The organism is Streptomyces canus 299MFChir4.1 (assembly GCF_000383615.1).
GTDB lineage: Bacteria > Actinomycetota > Actinomycetes > Streptomycetales > Streptomycetaceae > Streptomyces > Streptomyces canus_C.
Map to the genome: position 1 here is coordinate 55,021 of NZ_KB911619.1, position 17,789 is coordinate 72,809.

Genomic DNA, 17,789 nt, shown 5'->3' on the forward strand with positions numbered 1-17,789 from the left:
CCCTCTCGCCAGCCAAACGGGGTGGCCCCCCGTTTGTGCTCGGAAATATATGGGGTGGCCCCCCGTTTGTCGAGAGGAGGTTAGGATCGGCGCGATGACAAGCCAGCAGATCCCACAGCGCGCCGACTGGCGGCGCAATCGCGAGCGCCTGCTCGCCGCTGCCGCCGAGGTCGTGGCGCGGGATGGTGCCTCCGCCTCACTGGAGGAGATCGCCCGGCGGGCCGGGCTCGGTTCGGCGACCTTGCACCGGCACTTCCGCTCCCGCGAGGCCTTGCTGACCGCGGTCTTCCATGAGGGTGTGGAGCGTCTGGCGGCACGCGGCCGGGAGCTCAACGAGACAGCGGGCGGCGGCCTGGCGGTCTGGCTGGAGGAGCTGACCCGCTACACCGCCACTACTCGCGGGCTGGCCGTCTCCCTGCGGCCCACCGTGGACGACAGCGGCTGCCACGGCATGTTGGCAGACGTCGCCGCCGAGCTGGCGGCAACCGCGGTGAGGGCCGGCCGACTGCGTCCCGAGATCACGGTCGACGACCTGCTCGCCCTGGCCAACGGCATTGCCATCCGAGCCGAGAACGACCCGGAGTTGGCCTCCCGCCTCCTGCGGATAGCCATCAGCGGAGTGGAACCACGGACATAGTCCCGGCTTCGTTGGCACGGCCCCGTAATGGCGATGACGGCAAGCCGTCAGGTCCACAGCCGACCGACTTCGAGTTCCATGGCGGCGCGTACGGACTCGCCCGGAGCCGCGGACCGCACTATGGCGACCTGGCCGCCACCGCCCGGTGAACCAACACCCGTGGGTGTGGCCTTTGTTGCTGCGGGGTACGTCAGACGAGGCCGCCGCCGGTGGCATCGGACAGTAGTCCAAGTGGCTTCTGGAGCGCTGAGACCTGAACATCGGGGGCCGGAAGGCCGGGGTGAGCCTGCCCCGTTCGGGAGCGTGTCACCCCGGCTTCCGGATGGTCCCGCCTACTTTCTCTTGAGGGTGAAGTTCTTGGTGACGGTGGACTTCTTCTTGATCGTCACCGTCGCGACGGTCGGCTGGAAGCCGTCCTTGGCGGCGATGACGGTGAGCGGGTTGTTGCGGACATCGAGCCACAGGGCGTACCCGCCGGTGGCGTCCGTCGTCAGCGTGTAGCTCGTGGCCCAGGTGTCGATCTGGATCGTGGCCCCCGCGATCGGCGCGGTGCCGCCGCCGGCGGTGACTCCCAGCACCGTCCCGGTGATCTTGCCCCAGGTGCTGGGCGGGGCGACGTGCATCTCGACGGGGAGCCTGGGCACGGAGTACGGAGTGTCGGTGCTGAAGGTCAGCTGGGCGGTGAAGGCTCCCGGTTGGGTCACCTCGGCCACGGAGGCGTCCAGGGTGATCGTCACCTTCGAGCTCTTGCCGGGCTGAAGAGTCAGCTGCTGCGCGCTCTCGTTCAACCAGCTGACCTCGCTCGACTCTCCCTGGTCGTAACCCGGCAGCACCTCCACGGTTGCTGCGGGGGTCGCCTGCGCGACGCCGCCACCGACCTTGAAGAAGCCCAGCCCGCCTCCACCGCGGTAGGTGGCGCGGTCGGCGTTGGGCAGGGCGGTCCAGGTGCCCGCCTTCGGGTCGAAGGAGAAGCCCTGGTTGGTGATGCTGTTCCCGGTCACACCACCCGCGGTGACGAGCAGACCGTTGGCGGAGGTGTACGCGGCGCCCCAGAGGGCGACCGGCAGGTCGGCGACCTGTGACCAGGCGTTGGCGGCGGGGTCGTAGACGTAGGAGTGCTTGATCTCGCTGTTGCCGTTGTATCCGCCGGCGCAGTACAGCTCGCCGCCGATGCCGGCGCAGGAACTCCAGGAGATCTGCTCCGGGTAGGCGGCCAGCGTGGACCAGCTGTCGGCGGCCGGGTCGTAGACGGTGACATCCGTGGAGCCGCAGGAGGTCGTCCCGCAGCCGCCGACCACGTAGAGCTTGCCGTCGAGCACGGCGCTGCCGGAGCCCGCGTACGGCTTGGGCGAGGCGGCGCCGGTGGTCCAGGTGTCACTGCCCGGGTCGTAGATCTCCAGCTTGGAGTCGGGGTCGCCGCCGGGTCCCCAGCCGCCGACGGCGTAGAACTTGCCGCCGATGAAGCCGTGGGCGGGATCCTCCCGGGTGTCCGCCGCGCTGGCCAGCTTGGTCCAGGTACCGGCGACCGGATCGAGGGCGTACATGTCCTTGGTGTCGGCGCTGCCGTCGAAGCCGAAGGCGGAGTAGATCTTCCCATCGTTGGTGGCGACAGCGTTGTCCATCACCTCGACCGGCAGGTCGGGGGCCGCCTGCCAGGCGTCACCGGCGGCTCCCGGAGCCACCTTGGCGGTGGTGCCCGCGGCGGCCTCTGCGGCCTTGCTCGACAGCGGGGTGTAGGTGCCCTTGACCAGTTTCAGCGGGGCGCCGCCCGCGGACTCGATGCTGAACCCGCCGGACTGTTCCCCCAGTTTGACGGTGGCGGCCGCCGTGCCGGTGTTCTTGACCGTGAGGGTCTTGGTGGCCTGCTCGCCCCATCCGACCGACGCGGTGATGGAGGTCTTGTCCAGCGTCAGCTGCCCGGCGCCGAGTGCGAAGTCAGCGCCGACCGCGCTGTCGGCCCGCACCTTCACCGTCTTGTCGAGCCCGGTGTAGTGCGGCTTCGCCGCGGTGAAGCCGTGGCTGCCGAGGGAGGAGAACAGGGTGTAGATGCCGTCGCCCAGATCGGGGTCGTCGGGGGTCGCGAAGGTGACGGCGCTCTGCTTGCTGTCGTCCTTGTTCGTCACGGTGGCGCCGACCAGACCCGTGGAGGTGTTGGCATCCGTCACGGTGCCGGTGAGCAGACCGCCGGGGACGGACGCGACGTGGCGATCACCGATGAAAACGTTGTCGACTTTCCACCACCAGCCGAAGGAGCCGGTGAAGTGGAAGCGGAGTTGCACCGATGCCTTGCCGACGTAGTCGGTCAGCGGGAGTTCGACCTTCTGCGCACCGAAGGTGGTGCCGCTTGCGGACCAGAGCGTGGTCCAGGTCGCGCCGCCGTCGGTGGTCGCGTCGACGTCCGCGCTCTGGCCCCCGATGGCCCAGTAGTCGTTGGCGAAGGCGATCTCGGGTGCGGAGTCGTCGGTGAAGTCGTATACGGGGCTGAGCAGTTGTGAGTCCTGGTGCACCCCGCCGCCGTAGTGGTCGCTGTCGACGATGGCGAACCCGCCGTCGCCGCCGGTGGTGTTGGAGCGCGAGCCCGGGTCGTCGAAGGTCCAGCCGCCGGTCGTCCCGTCGGCGTTGACCACCTTCCAGCCCTTCGGGGCGGAGTCGGTCGAGTCGAACGGCTCGGTGGTGCCTTCGTCCCGTACCGAGTAGCCGGCAGGCACGGTGGCCGCCCACGGGTCGACCGGAACCGCGATGTTCAGACTCTGGTCGGAGGCCGCGACGGTGATCTTCTTGGTGGGCGAGGTGTAGCCGGGATAGGCGCTGACCACGTGCAGGGTGTAGTCGTGGCCCTGGGGCAGCTTCAGGTCGAAGGCACCGGTGAGCGGGTCGGTCCACACCGGGCCGCCGGGAACGCCGTCCGCGGTGATCTTGGCGTAGAGCGGCCAGCCGTGACCGGAGCCGTCGGTGACCTTGCCGGAGACCGTCCGCGTCGGGACCGGGGTGAGGGCGAAGTTCTTGGTGAGGGCGTCGCCGTCACCGAGGGACACGCCGGAGGCGGTGCCGGTGGTGTAGCCGTACGCTTCGACGCTGATGTCGTAGCTGCCTACCGGCAGGACGAGCGAGTAGGTCCCGTCGGCAGCGGTGTGCGCGGTGCCGCCGCCCTGGGTGGTGACGGTGGCTCCGGCCACCGGCTTGCCGGTGCTGTCGTCGGTGACGGTGCCGGAGAGCCTCCCGTGCGGGCCGCTTCGGAACGCGGCCAGCCCGTCGGGTGTGCCCAGGCCGGTCGGGCCGTCGTAGCCGGTACCGGCGGTGCACAGATACGCGGGGGTGCAGGTGCCGTTGTCGCCGGTGGTTACGTCATTGAGACCGGTCCCGGAGGCATACGGGTAGGAGTTGGGGTACGTGCCCGCGACAGGGGTTCCGGCGGCCGCGTACACGCCGGCGATGATGGGTGAGGAGGCGCTGGTGCCGCCGTACACCTGCCAGCCGCCACCGCCGTAGGTCTGGTAGACCGCGACCCCGGTGGCCGGGTCGGCCACGGCGGAGACGTCGGCGACGGTGCGCTTGTCGCATCCGGTGTCCGTCTGGAAGGCGGGCTTGGGCTCGTAGAGGGAGCAGCCGGAGCCCGGGCCGAAGCCGTTGCGGTTCCAGACCGACTCGGACCAGCCGCGTGCGGTGCCGGAGTCCCGGACCAGTGAGGTGCCGCCGACGGAGGTCACGTAGGGGGAGACGGCGGGGTAGGCGACCCCGTAGTCGCTGTCGCCCGAGGAGGCGACCACGGCGACGCCGGGGTGGTTGTAGTGGGCGTCGTACGTCGTCTCGTCCGGGAGCTCGCCGCTGCCCGGGGTGCTGTTGTAGTTGGTGCCGTAGGAGTTGGAAACGTATTTGGCGCCGAGTGCGACGGCCTGGTCGACGGCCGCCCCGAGGTCCTCGAAGCTCGGCTGGTCTGCCTCGACGAGCAGGATGTGTGCGTTCGGCGCGGCCGCGGAGACCATGTCCAGATCGAGGGAGATCTCGCCGGCCCAGCCGGCGTCGGGCGCGGGGTAGTTGGTGCCGCCGCGTTGGTCGACCTTGGTGAAGCAGCCGTTCGCCGTGGTGCAGGCGGGCAGCCCGTACTGCTCGCGGTAGACGGCCATGTCGGCTTCGGCGCTGGGGTCGTCATAGGCGTCGACGATGGCGATCGTCTGCCCCGCGCCACCGTCGGCGGGAAGGCTGTAGGCGCTCTGCAGGTCGGCTGCACCGTAGCCGCTGGGGGTGACTGAGGCGGGCAACAGGCCCTTGAGGGCCGTGGTGTCGGTGCGACGCAGGGCGAAGCATGCGGCCTCGCCCTTCTTGGGGGTGGAGCAGGAGGGTTCGAGGGCGGCCTTCTTCTTGGCCGACGAGGCCGATGAAGCGGGTGGCGCCACCGCGTGCGCCGGGATCTGTATGCCCAGGAGCGTCATTGCGGCGGCGCTGAGCACGGTCAGGCAGGCGGCGGCTCTTCGGCGTAAAGCCGAACCGGTTCTCGGGGAGGTGCGCAAAATGTTACTCCTCGGTTCGCTTTGCAGGGGCCGACTCGTACACGACCCCGGTCGACGGCGAATGACGGTGTTCACATTCGCCGCAATCAATTGGCGTACCGCGAAGCGGATTTGACAATAGGCCTTGTGTTACATGTGCATGTCGTAAGGATTCTTTGTGAAGTAGTCGGGTTCGGAAATGAATTCTCATGCCAAGGGGGCCCATCGCTCAAGAAGCGCGAGGGCCTATTCGTTACGGGAATTGTCTTTCCGTCGGCTGCAGGCTGCAGGCTGCAGGCTGCAGGCTGCCGGGTATCGGGGTGCAAACCCTGGGGCGGTCGCTGTGGTTGTCGTGTCGGACATGTCGTCGAAACAGAGGTCACCGCGCCAGTGACCTCTGATCATCCTGGCCTCGGCAGCCCGGCCCGACAAGATCCATCGCCTGCGGGCGCGCGCAGTTGCGCACTTGCGTAGCATCGGCGTGCATCTCGTTCCGATCTCCCGAGGAGTCGCTGATGGACGTGTCCTCCTCAGACGCGTTGTGGGCAGGCACCGGTCTGGGCCCCCTGGCCCGGCAGGCACTGGAGTACGTGGTCAGCCATCCGGGCGCTGACGAGGACGCGGTTGCGGCAGGGACCGGCGTCTCAGCCGCGGCGGCCGGGACCGCGTTACGGTCCCTGGAGGCCGAACTCCTGGCTGTACGCATCGGGGGACAGCCCACACGCTGGAGCGCCGGCCCGCCCCGCTCCTCGCTGGGGGCCCTTCTGGCCCGTAAGCGGCAGGAGTTGGCCAGAGCGGAGCTGTACGCGGAACAGCTCGACGAGGTCTATCGCACGGCCCCCGGACGGCAGATCGCCTCGGATCTCTTCGAGGTCGTCGAGAGCGATGAACAGGTCGGCGCCCGCTACGCTCACCTTCTGAGGAGCAGTCGGCAGGAGGTGCTGCATTTCGCGAGACCGCCGTATGTGACCCGGCGGATCACTCCTACCGACACGTCCACGGCTGCGGGCGGCATGGTCCGTCCGGGTGTGCGGCTGCGGTCTGTGTACGACAGCGACGGAATCGCCGACGACGGATGCCTGCAAACAGCCCTCGGGGGCACACCCGCGGAAGGGGAGCTACGGCTGCTGCCCGGAATTCCCATGAAACTAGTCATCTTCGACCGCGTAGCGGCGATCATGCCGCTACGCAAAGACGATCCCGCCGCAGGCTCACTCGTGGTGCACTCCTCAACGCTGCTCGAAGTACTGACCGCCCTCTTCGAAAGCGTATGGGAGCGTGCGGTGCCCCTCTCGCTGGAAAGCAGCCCCGCTTCGCATACCGCAAGCCCCGAAAGGCAAGAGGGCGCTCTGCACAGTCGGACGCGGGACATCCTTCGCCTCATGTCCGTTGGCATGAAGGACGACGCCATCGCACGCGCCTTGCGACTCAGCCGCCGGACCGTGCAGACCCATATCAGCGATCTGGGCAGACAACTGGGCGCACGGACCCGGTTCCAGATAGCCCTACTGGCCCAGGAACGCGGCTTGTTGGGGGATGCGGAAGGGTGAGCGGGGCCGTCACGCCGGTGCCGCCGCCCATCGGCGTCCCAGAGGCGGCCCGGTGCCGTTGTTCGTCAGCGGGCTGCTCGCGCCGCGATGCGGGACACCGGCCGGCGCCGTCAGGCGGTCAGCAACTCCACACGGCGCATCACCTCGCGGCAGAAGGCGCCCACTGTCGGCGGTACGAGGGGCTGCCCGCCCGACGGCCGGACCGGGTGGGGTCGATGAGGTTTATGTGGCCTAAGTTGCAGCAGAGGTGATCGAGCGGGCGTCTTGGTCTCGCTCTCCTGTTTCATCCCAAGGCGCCGGATTATGCGCCGTGTGCTTCGAGCGCTGGCACGAGCGCCCGGGTCTGGAGGGTAGGCCCGGATCGTGCCTGAACGCCGCCGTTACCCGAGCGATCTGTCCTATGTCCGCTGGAAGTTGGTCGAGCCGGTCCTGACTGCCTGGCGGGCCGATCGACGCGGCTGCGCACTGGACATCGGCCGCTCACCGGAGCATGACCTGCGCAGCTCCTGGACGCGATCCTCTACATGGACCGCACGGGGATCCCCTGGCGCTACCTCCCGCACGACTTCGCGCCGTGGGCCACGGTGTACGGGTACTTCGCCAAATGGCAGCAGGACGGCGTGTTCGAGCAGCTCACCGGCCTGCTGCGGCGCCTGGTCCGCGAAGCCGAGGGCCGTGACGCCGAGCCGTCGGCCAGCGTGCTGGACTCCCAGACCATCAAGACCTCGCCAGCGTGCACCTCGCGGACCAGGGCACCGACGCCGGCAAACGGATCAACGGGCGCCGGCGTCACCTCGGCTGCGACACCCTCGGCCTGCTGCTGACCGTGCTGATCACCGCCGCCAGCGTCTTGGACACCGCGGCCGGCGTGATACCGCTGTCCCGCATCGCCGCCGCCCACCCGCACATCACGAAGGCCTGGGTGGACGCGGGCTACCGCACCACCGCCATCGACCACGGAGAGCTCGCCTCGGCATCCACGTCCACCCCGTCCAACGCCCGCCCGGCGCCCGCGGGTTCACGATCATCCCGAGACGGTGGACCATCGAACGCGGCATCGGCTGGCTCATGCACCACCGACGCCTCGCCCGCGACGACGAGACACACCCGCACCGCGCCGAAGCCCATTGACCTCGCGGTGACCGACATCATGGCCCGCCCGCAGACTCACTGGCGAAGTCACCCCCAACTGGCGCGGAACCTGACCCGGGACCAAACACAGCACCGGACCAAGCGCTCAGTGAAGGGGAGGGGCTGAGCTGGGGATTGGCTGAGCAGGGCTGTGTTCAGCCGCGAGGGTCACCAGGAGGCGAGTACGCGCTGGTGCAACTCGGTGACGACCTTGCGGGCAGAGGAGATCGCGCCATGCTGCCAGGCATCCAGATAGCTGAGGTAGTCACCGGCGAAGTACACGTGCCCCTGGGCCGTGTTGAGCGGCGCGTACGCCGGTGCGTCGGGGCCACCGGGCATGGAGTGCCAAGCGCCTTCGAGGTAGGGAACGAGCTTCCACTGGTGGGAGTATGACGCGGCGAGTTCGCTGCGGTACTTGCCGCCGTGGATCTTGACGCCCTGGTCGAGGGCGCGTTCCAGGCGCTGGGCCGGGGTGAGCGCCGAGTAGACCTCGGAGTGGGCGCCCGTGTTGTAGTAGCCGATGATCAGGCCGCGTTCGCCCAGGTGTCCGTAGGACGGGTACCAGATGTGATCGAGGTCCAGGTCGGTCTCGGTGATGCCGCCGAAGATCCTGAAATCCCTCTCCCACCAGCGGCTCTTGTACTCAAGGCCGATCTTGGAGGCGTAGGAAGGCTTCACCGCCCGCAGGGCGGTCTGCACCGCGGTGCCGAGGTTGTGCGAGGTCTTGGCCAGGATGTGCGGGGCAAGGGTGGCAATGCAGTAGTCGGCCGTGATGGTGCGGGTGCGGCCCTTCTGGGTGTAGGTGATCTGCACGCCGTCAGGGGTGTTCTTGATGTCGGTGACGGCCGCGCCGGTGCGGATCCTCTCCTCGCCTATGGCGCGGGCGAACGCCATCGGTATCCGGTCCATGCCGCCGACGGGCTGGAACATCAGCATCGCCTGGTCGTGGCCGAACTCGAAGGAGAAGGTGCGGCCTACGTTGGAGGCGAACACCTCGGAGAGGGAGGGTACGTCGCCGAGTTCCTTGCCCGGCGCACCGGCGGCACCCGGGTCGACGCTGAAGCCGCGGTGTTCGGTACCCGTGTACGTGTAGTCGGAACCGAGCGAGCCGTAGCTCTTGAGGAAATTCAGCAGCCGCTCTTTGTCGTCCCCCGTCAATTCGGCGTCCAGCGCCCCGGAGTTCGTGGCCTTGGACAGCAACTCCGAGACGTAGCCGTAGACGTCGGCCTTGGCGGTGCGGTACTGCACCGGAGCCTTCATGCCGGTGGTCTCGTTGTAGATGAGCGCGCCGGCATTGGTGTTCGTGAAGACCTCCACGGGCACGCCTAGTTCGCGGCAGTAGTCGAGCGTGACCATCCATTGGGCGATGCGTGCGGGGCCGGCGTTCATATACTGGCCCTTGCCGAATCCCGCGGTCTGGCTGACACCGTTGATGTCGGTCAGCCGGTCGCCGCCGCGGACGGTGAGGTTGCGGCCTCCTACGCGATCGCGCGCTTCGAGGACCGTACAGTCATAGCCGGCCTTGCCGAGTTCGTAGGCAGAGGTGAGGCCGGCGATGCCCGCGCCGATGACGACGACCTTGGCTGGTCTGCCCTTGCGACCCTGGAGTGTGAAATCGCTGTGCCTAGGGGCGCGGAACGGTGCGTCCTTCTCTGCTGCGTAGGCGGCGGTGGGGGCGAGGCCGAGCGCCCCCATCGTGGCGAACATGGCGCCGGCGCCACCGGTCACACCCACTCTGCGAAGGAACGCGCGTCGGCTCGTTCCCGTTCCGGCCTGTAACTCTGCCATGAGGGGCTCCCCTTCCGATCTTGAACGACGAGGGAAGCGTGCCAAGGGGCGGTTACGGCGTACCGCGCATTCGTGTATCCCGCGCGTTTCTGCGGGAGGCGAACCGAAGAGACACCGAACTGGACCAGACGCACCCGGTGCGGAGGGCCCGCTCGACCGCGGCGAGGTTCTTCATCCTTCGCACCGGAACTGCCCACCGCGCGCCGTGTGAGGGCACAATGAGGTGGAAGTTCAGCGTTCAGGAGAGAACGAGCAGGTCATGGCCGTTGGAGGGTTCTGTGACCGTGTGCCCGAGTTGCAGAAGCAGGCCCGGCACTGCGGCCTGAACGATTGCCTGTATGCCGTCGCCGGAGGATCCGGGCTGGTCTTTCGCCAGTGAGGTGAACCCGTCCGAGGCTGTCCATTTCACCAGCACTCCGTCTGACGACGACGTCACCGAAAGCCCCGGCTGGCCGTCTCCTGCTTCGCACCTGCTGTCAGCGCCCGGCCCGGAACGGAGGAGAGCCGCGTACGGGACCGGTCGGGTCCGTACGCGGCTCTGCGGAGTTCGCCTCTGCGTTACTTGAATTCCAGTTCGGTGCCCTTGGGGACGATCTGGATGTCCAGGTCGACCTTGATGTTCGAGCCGACCACGGCGATGTTGCGCGCCAGCATGGTCTGCCAGTTGATGTCGTAGTCCTCGCGGTGCAGTTCGGTCGTGGCGTGGATGGCGGCGCGGGTCTCGCCCTCCATGCCCACCCGCACGCCGTTGTACTGCGCGTCGAGGGTCACCGTGCGGGTCACCCCGTGGAGGGTGAGACCGCCCGTGATCACCCAGTTCTGGCCGCCGCGGTGCACGAATCGGTCGCTGTAGAACTCCAGGGTCGGGAATTTCTCCACGTCGAGGAAGTCCCCGGACCGCAGGTGGTTGTCACGCATCTTGACGTTGGTGTCGATCGATGCCGCGTCGATGACGACATGCATCGCGGTGTGCTCCACGGTGCTGCCGACCCTGATGGCCCCGGCGAAGTTGCCGAAGCCGCCGTAAACGCGGCCGAGACCGATGTGGCGGGCGGTGAAGCCTATTCGGGTGTGCGCGGCCTCGATCTCCCACTCGCCGGGTTCGGGTAGAGGCAGCGTGGGGGCGACATTCAGGGTGAGGTCGCCGAGCGCAACGGGCGCACCCCCCTCTCGCACGGACGCGTGTCCCAGGTGCGCGGCGAAGCCGTCCGCCGAGACCGACATGCGGTAGTCGCCGACGGGGACCACGACGACGCCCCAGCCGTACGGGTCCGTTTCTCCTGCGACGACCTTGCGCCCCTGGCTGTCGTTCAGCCTGTACTGCGCCTGCACCAGGGGCTCACCGACCGAGTCGATGACGCGGAAGCTGAGGAGGCCCGCACTCTGCGGCACCGACAGGCCGGCGAGCGCGCCCTTCGTCTGGTTCGCGAATTTTCGTCTGCCCAACAAGTGCCTGATCAATTTTCGCGTGTCCCTGTACGAACGTTTCTACGAGCGGTGGCGCGCCCCGCTCCTGTCAAAAGTGCTGGACGGAAAGGTAATTGGCCGACACCCTGCGCAGCCGAGCGTCAGCATAGACCGGTGCGAGCAAGCAGCTTCGCACAGGCAATCGAGCCCCAATCCGGTGCTTCAGCGGGTTCGGGGCCGCCCGACCCCCTGCGACCACGGCCGACGCCCGGCTGCACGGGCACGCCGCGGTCTCGGCGGCGCGCGCATTTGCTCACACAATCTGCGGGCTATGTTCACTCACGTCGCGTCAGCTGCACTGTACGGACACAGTGTTCACGGCGTGGTGGCCCCTTGGAACACACCTGCTCCCAGTCGACCTTGAGGTGCGCGTCGGGTGTCGCGTCGACCACTACGGGCACCGTCGGCACCGAATGACCACCGTGGACCACGGTCCCGCTCCACACCCAAGGTCTACAGGGAGCCTGCCTCTCCCGCTCCGGGCGGGCGTCATGGGACGCGGTTTCGTGGGGTGCTCACTCGAAGGGGGCCCGCTCCGAGCGCGTCAGCGGAGGGCGCCCATCGCGGCTACGCCGCTGCCTGCGGCGTGGATAGGTACCGCGCGCGTGAAGCACGTCAACATCTTCATCGAGGGCTTGCAGGGGTTCTGTGGACGGTTCCCACGCCCGGCACCAACTAGGTACCATCCGGGTATGCCATCCCTGAACGTGTCGTTCACCGAGGAAGAACTCGAAGGTGTCCGTGCGGCGGCCGCCGCCGAGGGCAAGAGCCTCAAGCAGTACCTGCACGACCTCGGTGTCCGCGAGATGCAGCGCAAGCAGTTCATTACGGGCGCGAGTGCCTGGGCCGACCGGCTGCGCGACGAGTTCGACGAGGCCTTCCCCGGCGAAGTGCCTCCCTCCGTACGTCCCGGCGGGGCCGCGGCCGCCTGATGCACTTGCGCATCGACGTCTCCTGGCTCCTCGATGTCCAGGAGGCCGCCCTCGGTTCCGAGGACATGTCCGTCGCGGACTACTCCGCCCTGGTGGCCGCCGTAGCCCGGCACAAGACCAAACTGCCCACCCTTCAGGCGGCCGACCCTGACGCCGCCTGGCGCGCGGCCGCGCTCATGCACACCATCGTGCGCCTGGAGCCCCTCCCGCACCGCAACAGTCTCTACGCCGCGTTCGTCGCCGCCCAGTACATGGATCAGTCCGGCGAAGGCGTCGACCCGCCCTATGGCGCCCTGTCCGAGCTCGTACGGAAGATCCGCGACACACGCCTGCGGGTCCCCGAGATCGCCGACCAGTTGCGAGCATGGAAGCTCTAGAAGCAGTGGGCACGGCCGGTCTCGTCCTCGGCATCATCGCGGTCGTCGGCTTCTGCATGGGGCCGCTCGCCATCGTGGTCGGTGTCCTCGGCGTCATCTTCGGCGTGGCCGGCCGTGCGAGGGCCCGCCGGGGCGAGGCCACCAACGCCGGCCAGGCCCTGGCCGGCATCATCTGCGGCGCCTTCGGCACGGCCCTGGGGCTGGGGCTCGCCGTCCTGGTCATCGCCACCGCCTGAGAACCGACGGCGGTTCAGTGACCGGCCGTCGGCTCCACGCGGGCGAGGGCTCGGTCGATGATGTCCGTGATGAATTCGGAGGTCACCGCTTCGCCCTCGTAGGTCGCCCGGACGAGAACCGCGCCGACGAGCATGGTGAGGCAGGGCTCGACGTCGTCGGGCCGGAGGCCGGCGGTGAGGACGCCGCGGACCCCGGTCGTGGCGGTCTCGTACAGACGGTCGCGGAGGTCGCGCGCCCCTTGGTCCTGGGCGGCGCGCTCGATGACGCCTGCCATCAGCCGGTCGTACCGGCCTTCCGACAGGGTCTGCGCAAGCGCGCTCAGGGCGGCGTGCAGGTCCTCGCGGAGGTTGCCGCCCGCCGGTGGAAGGGTCGCGTCCTCGCAGATCCGGGCGATCGCGTCCCGCATGAGATCGACAGTGGTGGGCCAGTGCGCATACACGGTCGCCTTCGAGTAACCCGCCCTCCGGGCGACCTCGGCGTGTGTCGTCGCTCCCCAGCCTTCTTCCAGCAGTGACGCGGCGCTCGCCGCGATCACGTCGCGCCGCGTCCGCGTCACGCGCGGATCGACGGGATCACTCGACGACTTCGCCATTCCTCAAGACTAACCCCACCCGGCCCGACCGCCCACTACTGAACTACTAGTACAGTACTTTTCTATGAGTCCAGTACTTCATCCAGCAGTCGGAGCGGCCCGATGACTCCCCAAGCGGTTCCGCGTACACAGCGGGCGATCGTGCAGAGCCGCTACGGCGCGGCCCATGATGTGCTCGCCCTGTCCGAAGCGTTTCCCGTCCACGCTCCTGGAGCCCGGGAGGTGCAGGTGCAGGTCCGGGCGGCGGCGGTCAATCCCATCGACTGGCAGATGATCGAGGGGAATCGACGCCTCATCGCCCGCCGGCGCTTCCCGTTCACGCCCCTGTTCGACCTCGCCGGCGTCGTCACCGCCGTCGGCGACGAGGTCACCTCGTTCCGGGTAGGCGACCGGGTGCACGCCGACAACGAGATCGACGCAGGCGGTGCCTCGGAGTACGTCAATGTGCGCGAGGAACTGCTCGCCCCCGTACCGGCTGGGCTGGCCTTCGCCGAGGCCGCCGCGATCCCGCTGGCCGCGCAGACCGCGCTGGCCTGTCTGGACCGTGGCCGGGTCGGGCCCGGAACCCGTGTCGCGGTGATCGGGGCGTCCGGAGGCGTCGGTCACTTCGCGGTCCAGATGGCACACGCGGCCGGAGCCTTCGTGGTCGGCGTCGCCAGCGCGCGGAACCAGGAGTTCGTCCACGAGATGGGGGCGGACGAGGTCATCGACCGGCACCGGACCGATCTGCCGTCGAGCTTTGGCGCGGACTCGTTCGACGTGGTGATCGACTGCGTCGGTGGTCGCGAGCAGTGGATCGGGGCACGGCAGATACTGCGTCCGGGAGGGCGGTTCGTGACCATCGCGCGGGACGAGGACGGTGTGGTCACCCCCGCCTCCGCCGCCCGGCTCCTGTCGACGATCACCGCTCGCAGGCTACGAGGCGCGGGTGCGCGGGGCAGGAAGTACCACCCCGTCTTCCTCAAGGCCTCCGGTGCCCTTCTGCGGCGGGTGAACGAGAGGGTCGAGGCCGGCCAGGTCCACGTACACGTATCCGGTTCCTTCCCGCTGACGCTGGAAGGCGTGCTGGCGGCGATCGAGGAGAGCCACGCGGGACGGACCACCGGGAAGCTGGTGCTCCAGCGATGACATCAGGGTCCCGTTCCGAACAGCGGGCCACAGCCCCGCCCCTCGCCTCCCCGCTGCGACTGCCCTGCGGTATCACTCTTCCCAACCGCCTGGTGAAAGCGGCGATGGAGGAGCAGCTCGCGGGCAGCGGCGGCCATCCCGACGACAGGCTCGTGACGCTGTACCGCACCTGGGACAGAGGCGGTGCGGGAACGATGCTGACGGGACACGTCATGGTCGACCGTTCGGCCGTCGCGCAGCCGGCCGACGTGATCCTGGACGCCACCAGCGACCTCGAACCCTTCCGGGCCTGGGCGGCGGCAGCGGAGGCGAGCTCGTTCTGGATGCAGATCAACCACCCCGGGCGAGTCGTCCAGCGAGACACCGGCTCGCGCGCGCTGGCGCCCTCCGCGGTTCCCGTGAACGTCGGCTCGCTCTCGAGGCTCTTTCCGGTGCCGACGCCGATGACGGAGGAGGAGATCCACGACACCGTGGAACGGTTCGCGGTCACGGCGGCGCTCGCGGAGCGGGCCGGGTTCGCCGGTGTCCAGATCCACGCCGCGCACGGGTATCTGCTCGCCCAGTTCCTCTCGCCGCTGGTCAACAAGCGGACCGACCGGTGGGGTGGCTCCCTCCGCAACCGCGCCAGGATGCTGCTCGATGTCGTCGCCGCTGTCCGCGCGCGCGTGTCACCGGGTTTCGGTATCGCCGTCAAGCTCAACTCCGCGGACTTCCAGCGGGGCGGCTTCGACCTCGAAGACGCCCACCATGTCATCGAGTGGCTCAGCGACGGCGTCGACTTCGTCGAACTGTCGGGAGGGAGCATCGAGTCACTCGCCACGGCCGGTTCGCCGGCGGACAACCGCACCTTGGAGCGCGAGGCCTACTTCCTCGAACTCGCCGGTGAACTCGTCGAGTCCGCCTCGGTCCCGCTCATGCTCACCGGCGGCATCCGCCGGGCACGGGTCGCGGAAGAGGTGATGGCGCGCGGGTTCTCGCTCGTCGGCGTCGCCACCGCGCTCGCGCAGCGGCCGGACGCCCCGCTCAGCTGGCTCGCGGGGGAGGACGGCGAGGTCACGGCGGTTCGCTCGGCGCTCCGCTCCAGGTCCCTGCGCGTCGCGGCCGTACAGGCGAGCGTCACCTCACGACTGCGTGACATCAGCCGCGGCCGTTCGGGACGACCACTTCCCCTGGTCGCCGCCCTGGTCGTCGACCAGTACCGGCGCTCCCGCGCGAGGCGCCGCTACCGCCGCGAAAGACCGGCCTGACACATAACCCCGCCCCACCGGCCATGTCGCGCATCAGGTGGGTCAGAAAGGCGCCGCCTACCGGACCAGCGCCGGCCGAGTCGGCGGCGGTCGACCACCCGCCGTTGTCACGGGCCAGTACCGACGGCGCGGGGCCGGACCGTCCGCCGGTCCGGGTCCCCGCCGCGCCAGTGCGCTCAACTGCCTCCGCAATGCGTTCCGTTCAGACATCTCGTCACCCACGTAAACAACCGGAGGGGTTCTGGGCGGCGGAAACGAATGAATGGAATGATCGTTACATACAGTTGACTGCGGCATCGCGTCCGACCGCACGGGAAGAGCGGCTCGGCGCGACGCACCCCGAAGAAAGCCCCGATCTCCCCGTAGCGGCTGTCCGATATATCGACCGCCCGACGCACACAAGGATCCCGATGGCAGCACAGCACTGGACCGACCACGACATTCCCGAATTGCACGGGCGCACAGCCGTGGTGACGGGCGCGAACACCGGCTTGGGTTTCGCGATCGCGACGGCACTGGCACGACACGGTGCCGCTGTCGTTCTGGCCTGCCGCAGCGAGGAGAGGGCGGCCGCCGCAGCGGAACGGATCCGGGTGTCCGCGCCGGACAGTGACGTGCGAACGGTGCTGCTGGACCTCGCTTCACAGGCCTCGGTCCGGGTTGCCGCCCAGCGACTGCACGACGAGTACGACCACATAGATCTGCTCGTGAACAACGCGGGCGGTTTCCGTCCGAAGTACGCGGTCACCGAGGACGGTTTCGAGGCCACCATCGCCGTCAACCACCTGGGGCCGTTCGCCTTCACCGGGCTCGTGCTCGACATGATGACCGGCACACCCGGGTCACGCGTGGTGATCGTCGGCAGCAACGGACACCGCAACGGCACGATCGACCCCGCGGACCTCAACCCCGAGCGCGACAAGAAGTACCGGTACATCGCGGCCTACAACCGGGCCAAGCTGGCCAACCTGCTCTTCACCTACGAACTGAACCGGCGTCTCGAAGCCGACGGGGCGCAGACCATCGCCCTGGCCGGACACGCGGGACTGGCCCGGACCGACGGCGCCCGCGACATGAACTGGATCGTCCGGACCGTGATCAACCCGAGGGTCAATCCGATCATGCGCATGATCTCGCAGAGCGCGGCGATGGGCGCGTTGGGACCGTTGCGAGCGGCCACCGATCCGGATGCACGGGGCGGTGAGTACTACGGACCGCGCGGGAACACCGGTTACCCGGTGCGGGCCGACTCCGTCGGAGCGTCCCACGACACCGATCTGCAACTGCGCCTGTGGGAGGCGTCCGAGCGACTGACGAAGGTCACCTACTGATCCCCTCTTGATCCGGTCACCTGCTGACCCCTTTCTGCTTTGGGTGTGGTTCCTCTGGGGGGACCGCTGACCTGGGAAGAGGCTGATTGGCGTGTGTGGGTCGGCGTCCTGCTCCTACCGTGGCGGGGTGGAGGTGGGGGCAAAGGTTTCGTTGCCGGCGGAGCTCCGGGCTCGGGAAAGCGGCTCGGCAGCGGGTGGAGGAGCTGTAGGCCGAGGCCGATGAGCTGGCTGGGCGGCTGGAGGGCCCGGGAGACTCTGTCGCGGCTGGTGATCACGCGGGAGACCGTCGCGATGGTGCTGGGCGAGATGGCGGACGCGGAGCCAGAAGACACCGAGCCGGGGAACGTGGTGAAGACGGGGACGGGGACGGGGACGGATATCGAGGGCCCGTGGCATCGATGAGCAGGCGGCGCAGGACTGGCTGCGGCGCCACAATGCCTCCCGCGACGACGCAGCCGGGAGCAGGGGGTGGCTCGGCCCCCGTTATGTTTTCCGCGGTCCTGCAAGAGGGCCGCTGGCCTCCGGGCCTGGCATGACTGTGTCCCCCTGTCGAACGGATGACCTGGGGGGTGGTGTCACCGGGCCCGGGAGGTGCCGTCGGAGACGCTGATGAGTGCCTCTGTGTGTCAAGCGGCCGCAGTGAGAGCCTTGTGGCGGTCGCGTTTCAGGGTGCGATAGACCACGTTCGAGAGACGCCGTTTGAGGGCCCTGCGTGCCTCCGCCGGTGTCTTGCCCTCGGCGATCTTGCGCAGGTAGTACTCCTGTCCGCGGCCGCCGTCGCGAATCTGGCAGACAGCGACAATATGCAGCACCGAGTTGAGGGCTCGGTTTCCTCCGGTGTTGAGTCGGTGGCGGGTGTTCTTCCCGCTGGAGGCGTCCAGTGGG

The 17,789-nt window shown here is 68.6% G+C and carries 14 protein-coding genes and 1 pseudogene; 10 read left to right on the forward strand and 5 right to left on the reverse strand.

Features of this window, described 5'->3' with window-relative positions; translation table 11 throughout:
* Positions 1 to 94: 94 nt before the first annotated feature.
* Positions 95 to 637, forward strand: a complete 543-nt coding sequence (locus H293_RS0141325) for a TetR/AcrR family transcriptional regulator (RefSeq protein WP_020123641.1) — start codon at positions 95 to 97, stop codon at positions 635 to 637.
* Positions 638 to 969: 332 nt separating this feature from the next.
* On the opposite strand, the gene H293_RS0141330 is transcribed toward H293_RS0141325, so the two are convergent.
* On the reverse strand, positions 970 to 5,067 hold the full coding sequence (locus H293_RS0141330; protein WP_020123642.1) for a carboxypeptidase regulatory-like domain-containing protein: 4,098 nt from the start codon (positions 5,065 to 5,067) through the stop codon (positions 970 to 972).
* Positions 5,068 to 5,639: 572 nt separating this feature from the next.
* On the opposite strand from H293_RS0141330, the gene H293_RS0141335 reads away from it, so the two are divergent.
* Together H293_RS0141335 and H293_RS53200 are read left to right on the forward strand one after the other, a co-directional pair.
* Positions 5,640 to 6,674, forward strand: a complete 1,035-nt coding sequence (locus H293_RS0141335) for a helix-turn-helix transcriptional regulator (RefSeq protein WP_020123643.1) — start codon at positions 5,640 to 5,642, stop codon at positions 6,672 to 6,674.
* 363 nt (positions 6,675 to 7,037) lie between these two features.
* Positions 7,038 to 7,879, forward strand: a pseudogene (locus H293_RS53200) (IS5 family transposase).
* Between the two features lie 94 nt (positions 7,880 to 7,973).
* Here the strand turns inward: H293_RS53200 and H293_RS0141345 are convergent.
* Both H293_RS0141345 and H293_RS0141355 read right to left on the reverse strand, forming a co-directional pair.
* Complete coding sequence (locus H293_RS0141345) at positions 7,974 to 9,593, reverse strand: NAD(P)/FAD-dependent oxidoreductase (RefSeq protein WP_028808648.1); 1,620 nt, start codon at positions 9,591 to 9,593, stop codon at positions 7,974 to 7,976.
* A 558-nt stretch (positions 9,594 to 10,151) separates the two neighbouring features.
* Entirely contained in the window at positions 10,152 to 11,039 is an 888-nt protein-coding gene (locus H293_RS0141355) for a YceI family protein (protein ID WP_020123646.1), read from the reverse strand.
* A gap of 713 nt (positions 11,040 to 11,752) precedes the next feature.
* Here H293_RS0141355 and H293_RS0141360 point away from each other — a divergent pair.
* The 3 genes from H293_RS0141360 to H293_RS0141370 are packed head-to-tail and all read left to right on the forward strand — an operon-like array spanning position 11,753 to position 12,605.
* Positions 11,753 to 11,992: a hypothetical protein gene (locus H293_RS0141360; protein WP_020123647.1), complete on the forward strand. Its 240-nt coding sequence runs from the start codon at positions 11,753 to 11,755 to the stop codon at positions 11,990 to 11,992.
* A complete protein-coding gene (locus H293_RS0141365; protein WP_028808649.1) occupies positions 11,992 to 12,369 on the forward strand; it encodes a hypothetical protein in 378 nt (125 codons plus the stop codon). The genes H293_RS0141360 and H293_RS0141365 overlap by 1 nt, the downstream gene beginning before the upstream one ends.
* Positions 12,357 to 12,605 carry a DUF4190 domain-containing protein gene (locus tag H293_RS0141370; RefSeq protein WP_033416286.1) on the forward strand — a complete coding sequence of 83 codons (249 nt, stop codon included), beginning with the start codon at positions 12,357 to 12,359 and terminating at the stop codon, positions 12,603 to 12,605. Before H293_RS0141365 ends, H293_RS0141370 begins: the two co-directional genes overlap by 13 nt.
* Positions 12,606 to 12,619: 14 nt before the next feature.
* On the opposite strand, the gene H293_RS0141375 is transcribed toward H293_RS0141370, so the two are convergent.
* Positions 12,620 to 13,198 (reverse strand): TetR/AcrR family transcriptional regulator, encoded by a 579-nt coding sequence (locus H293_RS0141375; protein WP_020123650.1) that lies wholly within the window; start codon positions 13,196 to 13,198, stop codon positions 12,620 to 12,622.
* 102 nt (positions 13,199 to 13,300) lie between these two features.
* Between H293_RS0141375 and H293_RS0141380 the strand changes: the two genes are divergently transcribed.
* From H293_RS0141380 to H293_RS0141395, 4 genes are all read left to right on the forward strand, one after another.
* Positions 13,301 to 14,326 (forward strand): NAD(P)-dependent alcohol dehydrogenase, encoded by a 1,026-nt coding sequence (locus tag H293_RS0141380; protein ID WP_028808650.1) that lies wholly within the window; start codon positions 13,301 to 13,303, stop codon positions 14,324 to 14,326.
* On the forward strand, positions 14,323 to 15,573 hold the full coding sequence (locus H293_RS0141385; RefSeq protein ID WP_051138231.1) for an NADH:flavin oxidoreductase/NADH oxidase family protein: 1,251 nt from the start codon (positions 14,323 to 14,325) through the stop codon (positions 15,571 to 15,573). Before H293_RS0141380 ends, H293_RS0141385 begins: the two co-directional genes overlap by 4 nt.
* A 410-nt stretch (positions 15,574 to 15,983) precedes the next feature.
* Entirely contained in the window at positions 15,984 to 16,904 is a 921-nt protein-coding gene (locus H293_RS0141390; protein ID WP_020123653.1) for an oxidoreductase, read from the forward strand.
* A gap of 219 nt (positions 16,905 to 17,123) precedes the next feature.
* Positions 17,124 to 17,306, forward strand: a complete 183-nt coding sequence (locus H293_RS0141395; protein ID WP_020123654.1) for a hypothetical protein — start codon at positions 17,124 to 17,126, stop codon at positions 17,304 to 17,306.
* A 224-nt stretch (positions 17,307 to 17,530) separates the two neighbouring features.
* Here H293_RS0141395 and H293_RS51140 read toward each other — a convergent pair.
* On the reverse strand, positions 17,531 to 17,789 hold a 259-nt coding region (locus tag H293_RS51140), incomplete at its 5' end, for a transposase (RefSeq protein WP_028808652.1).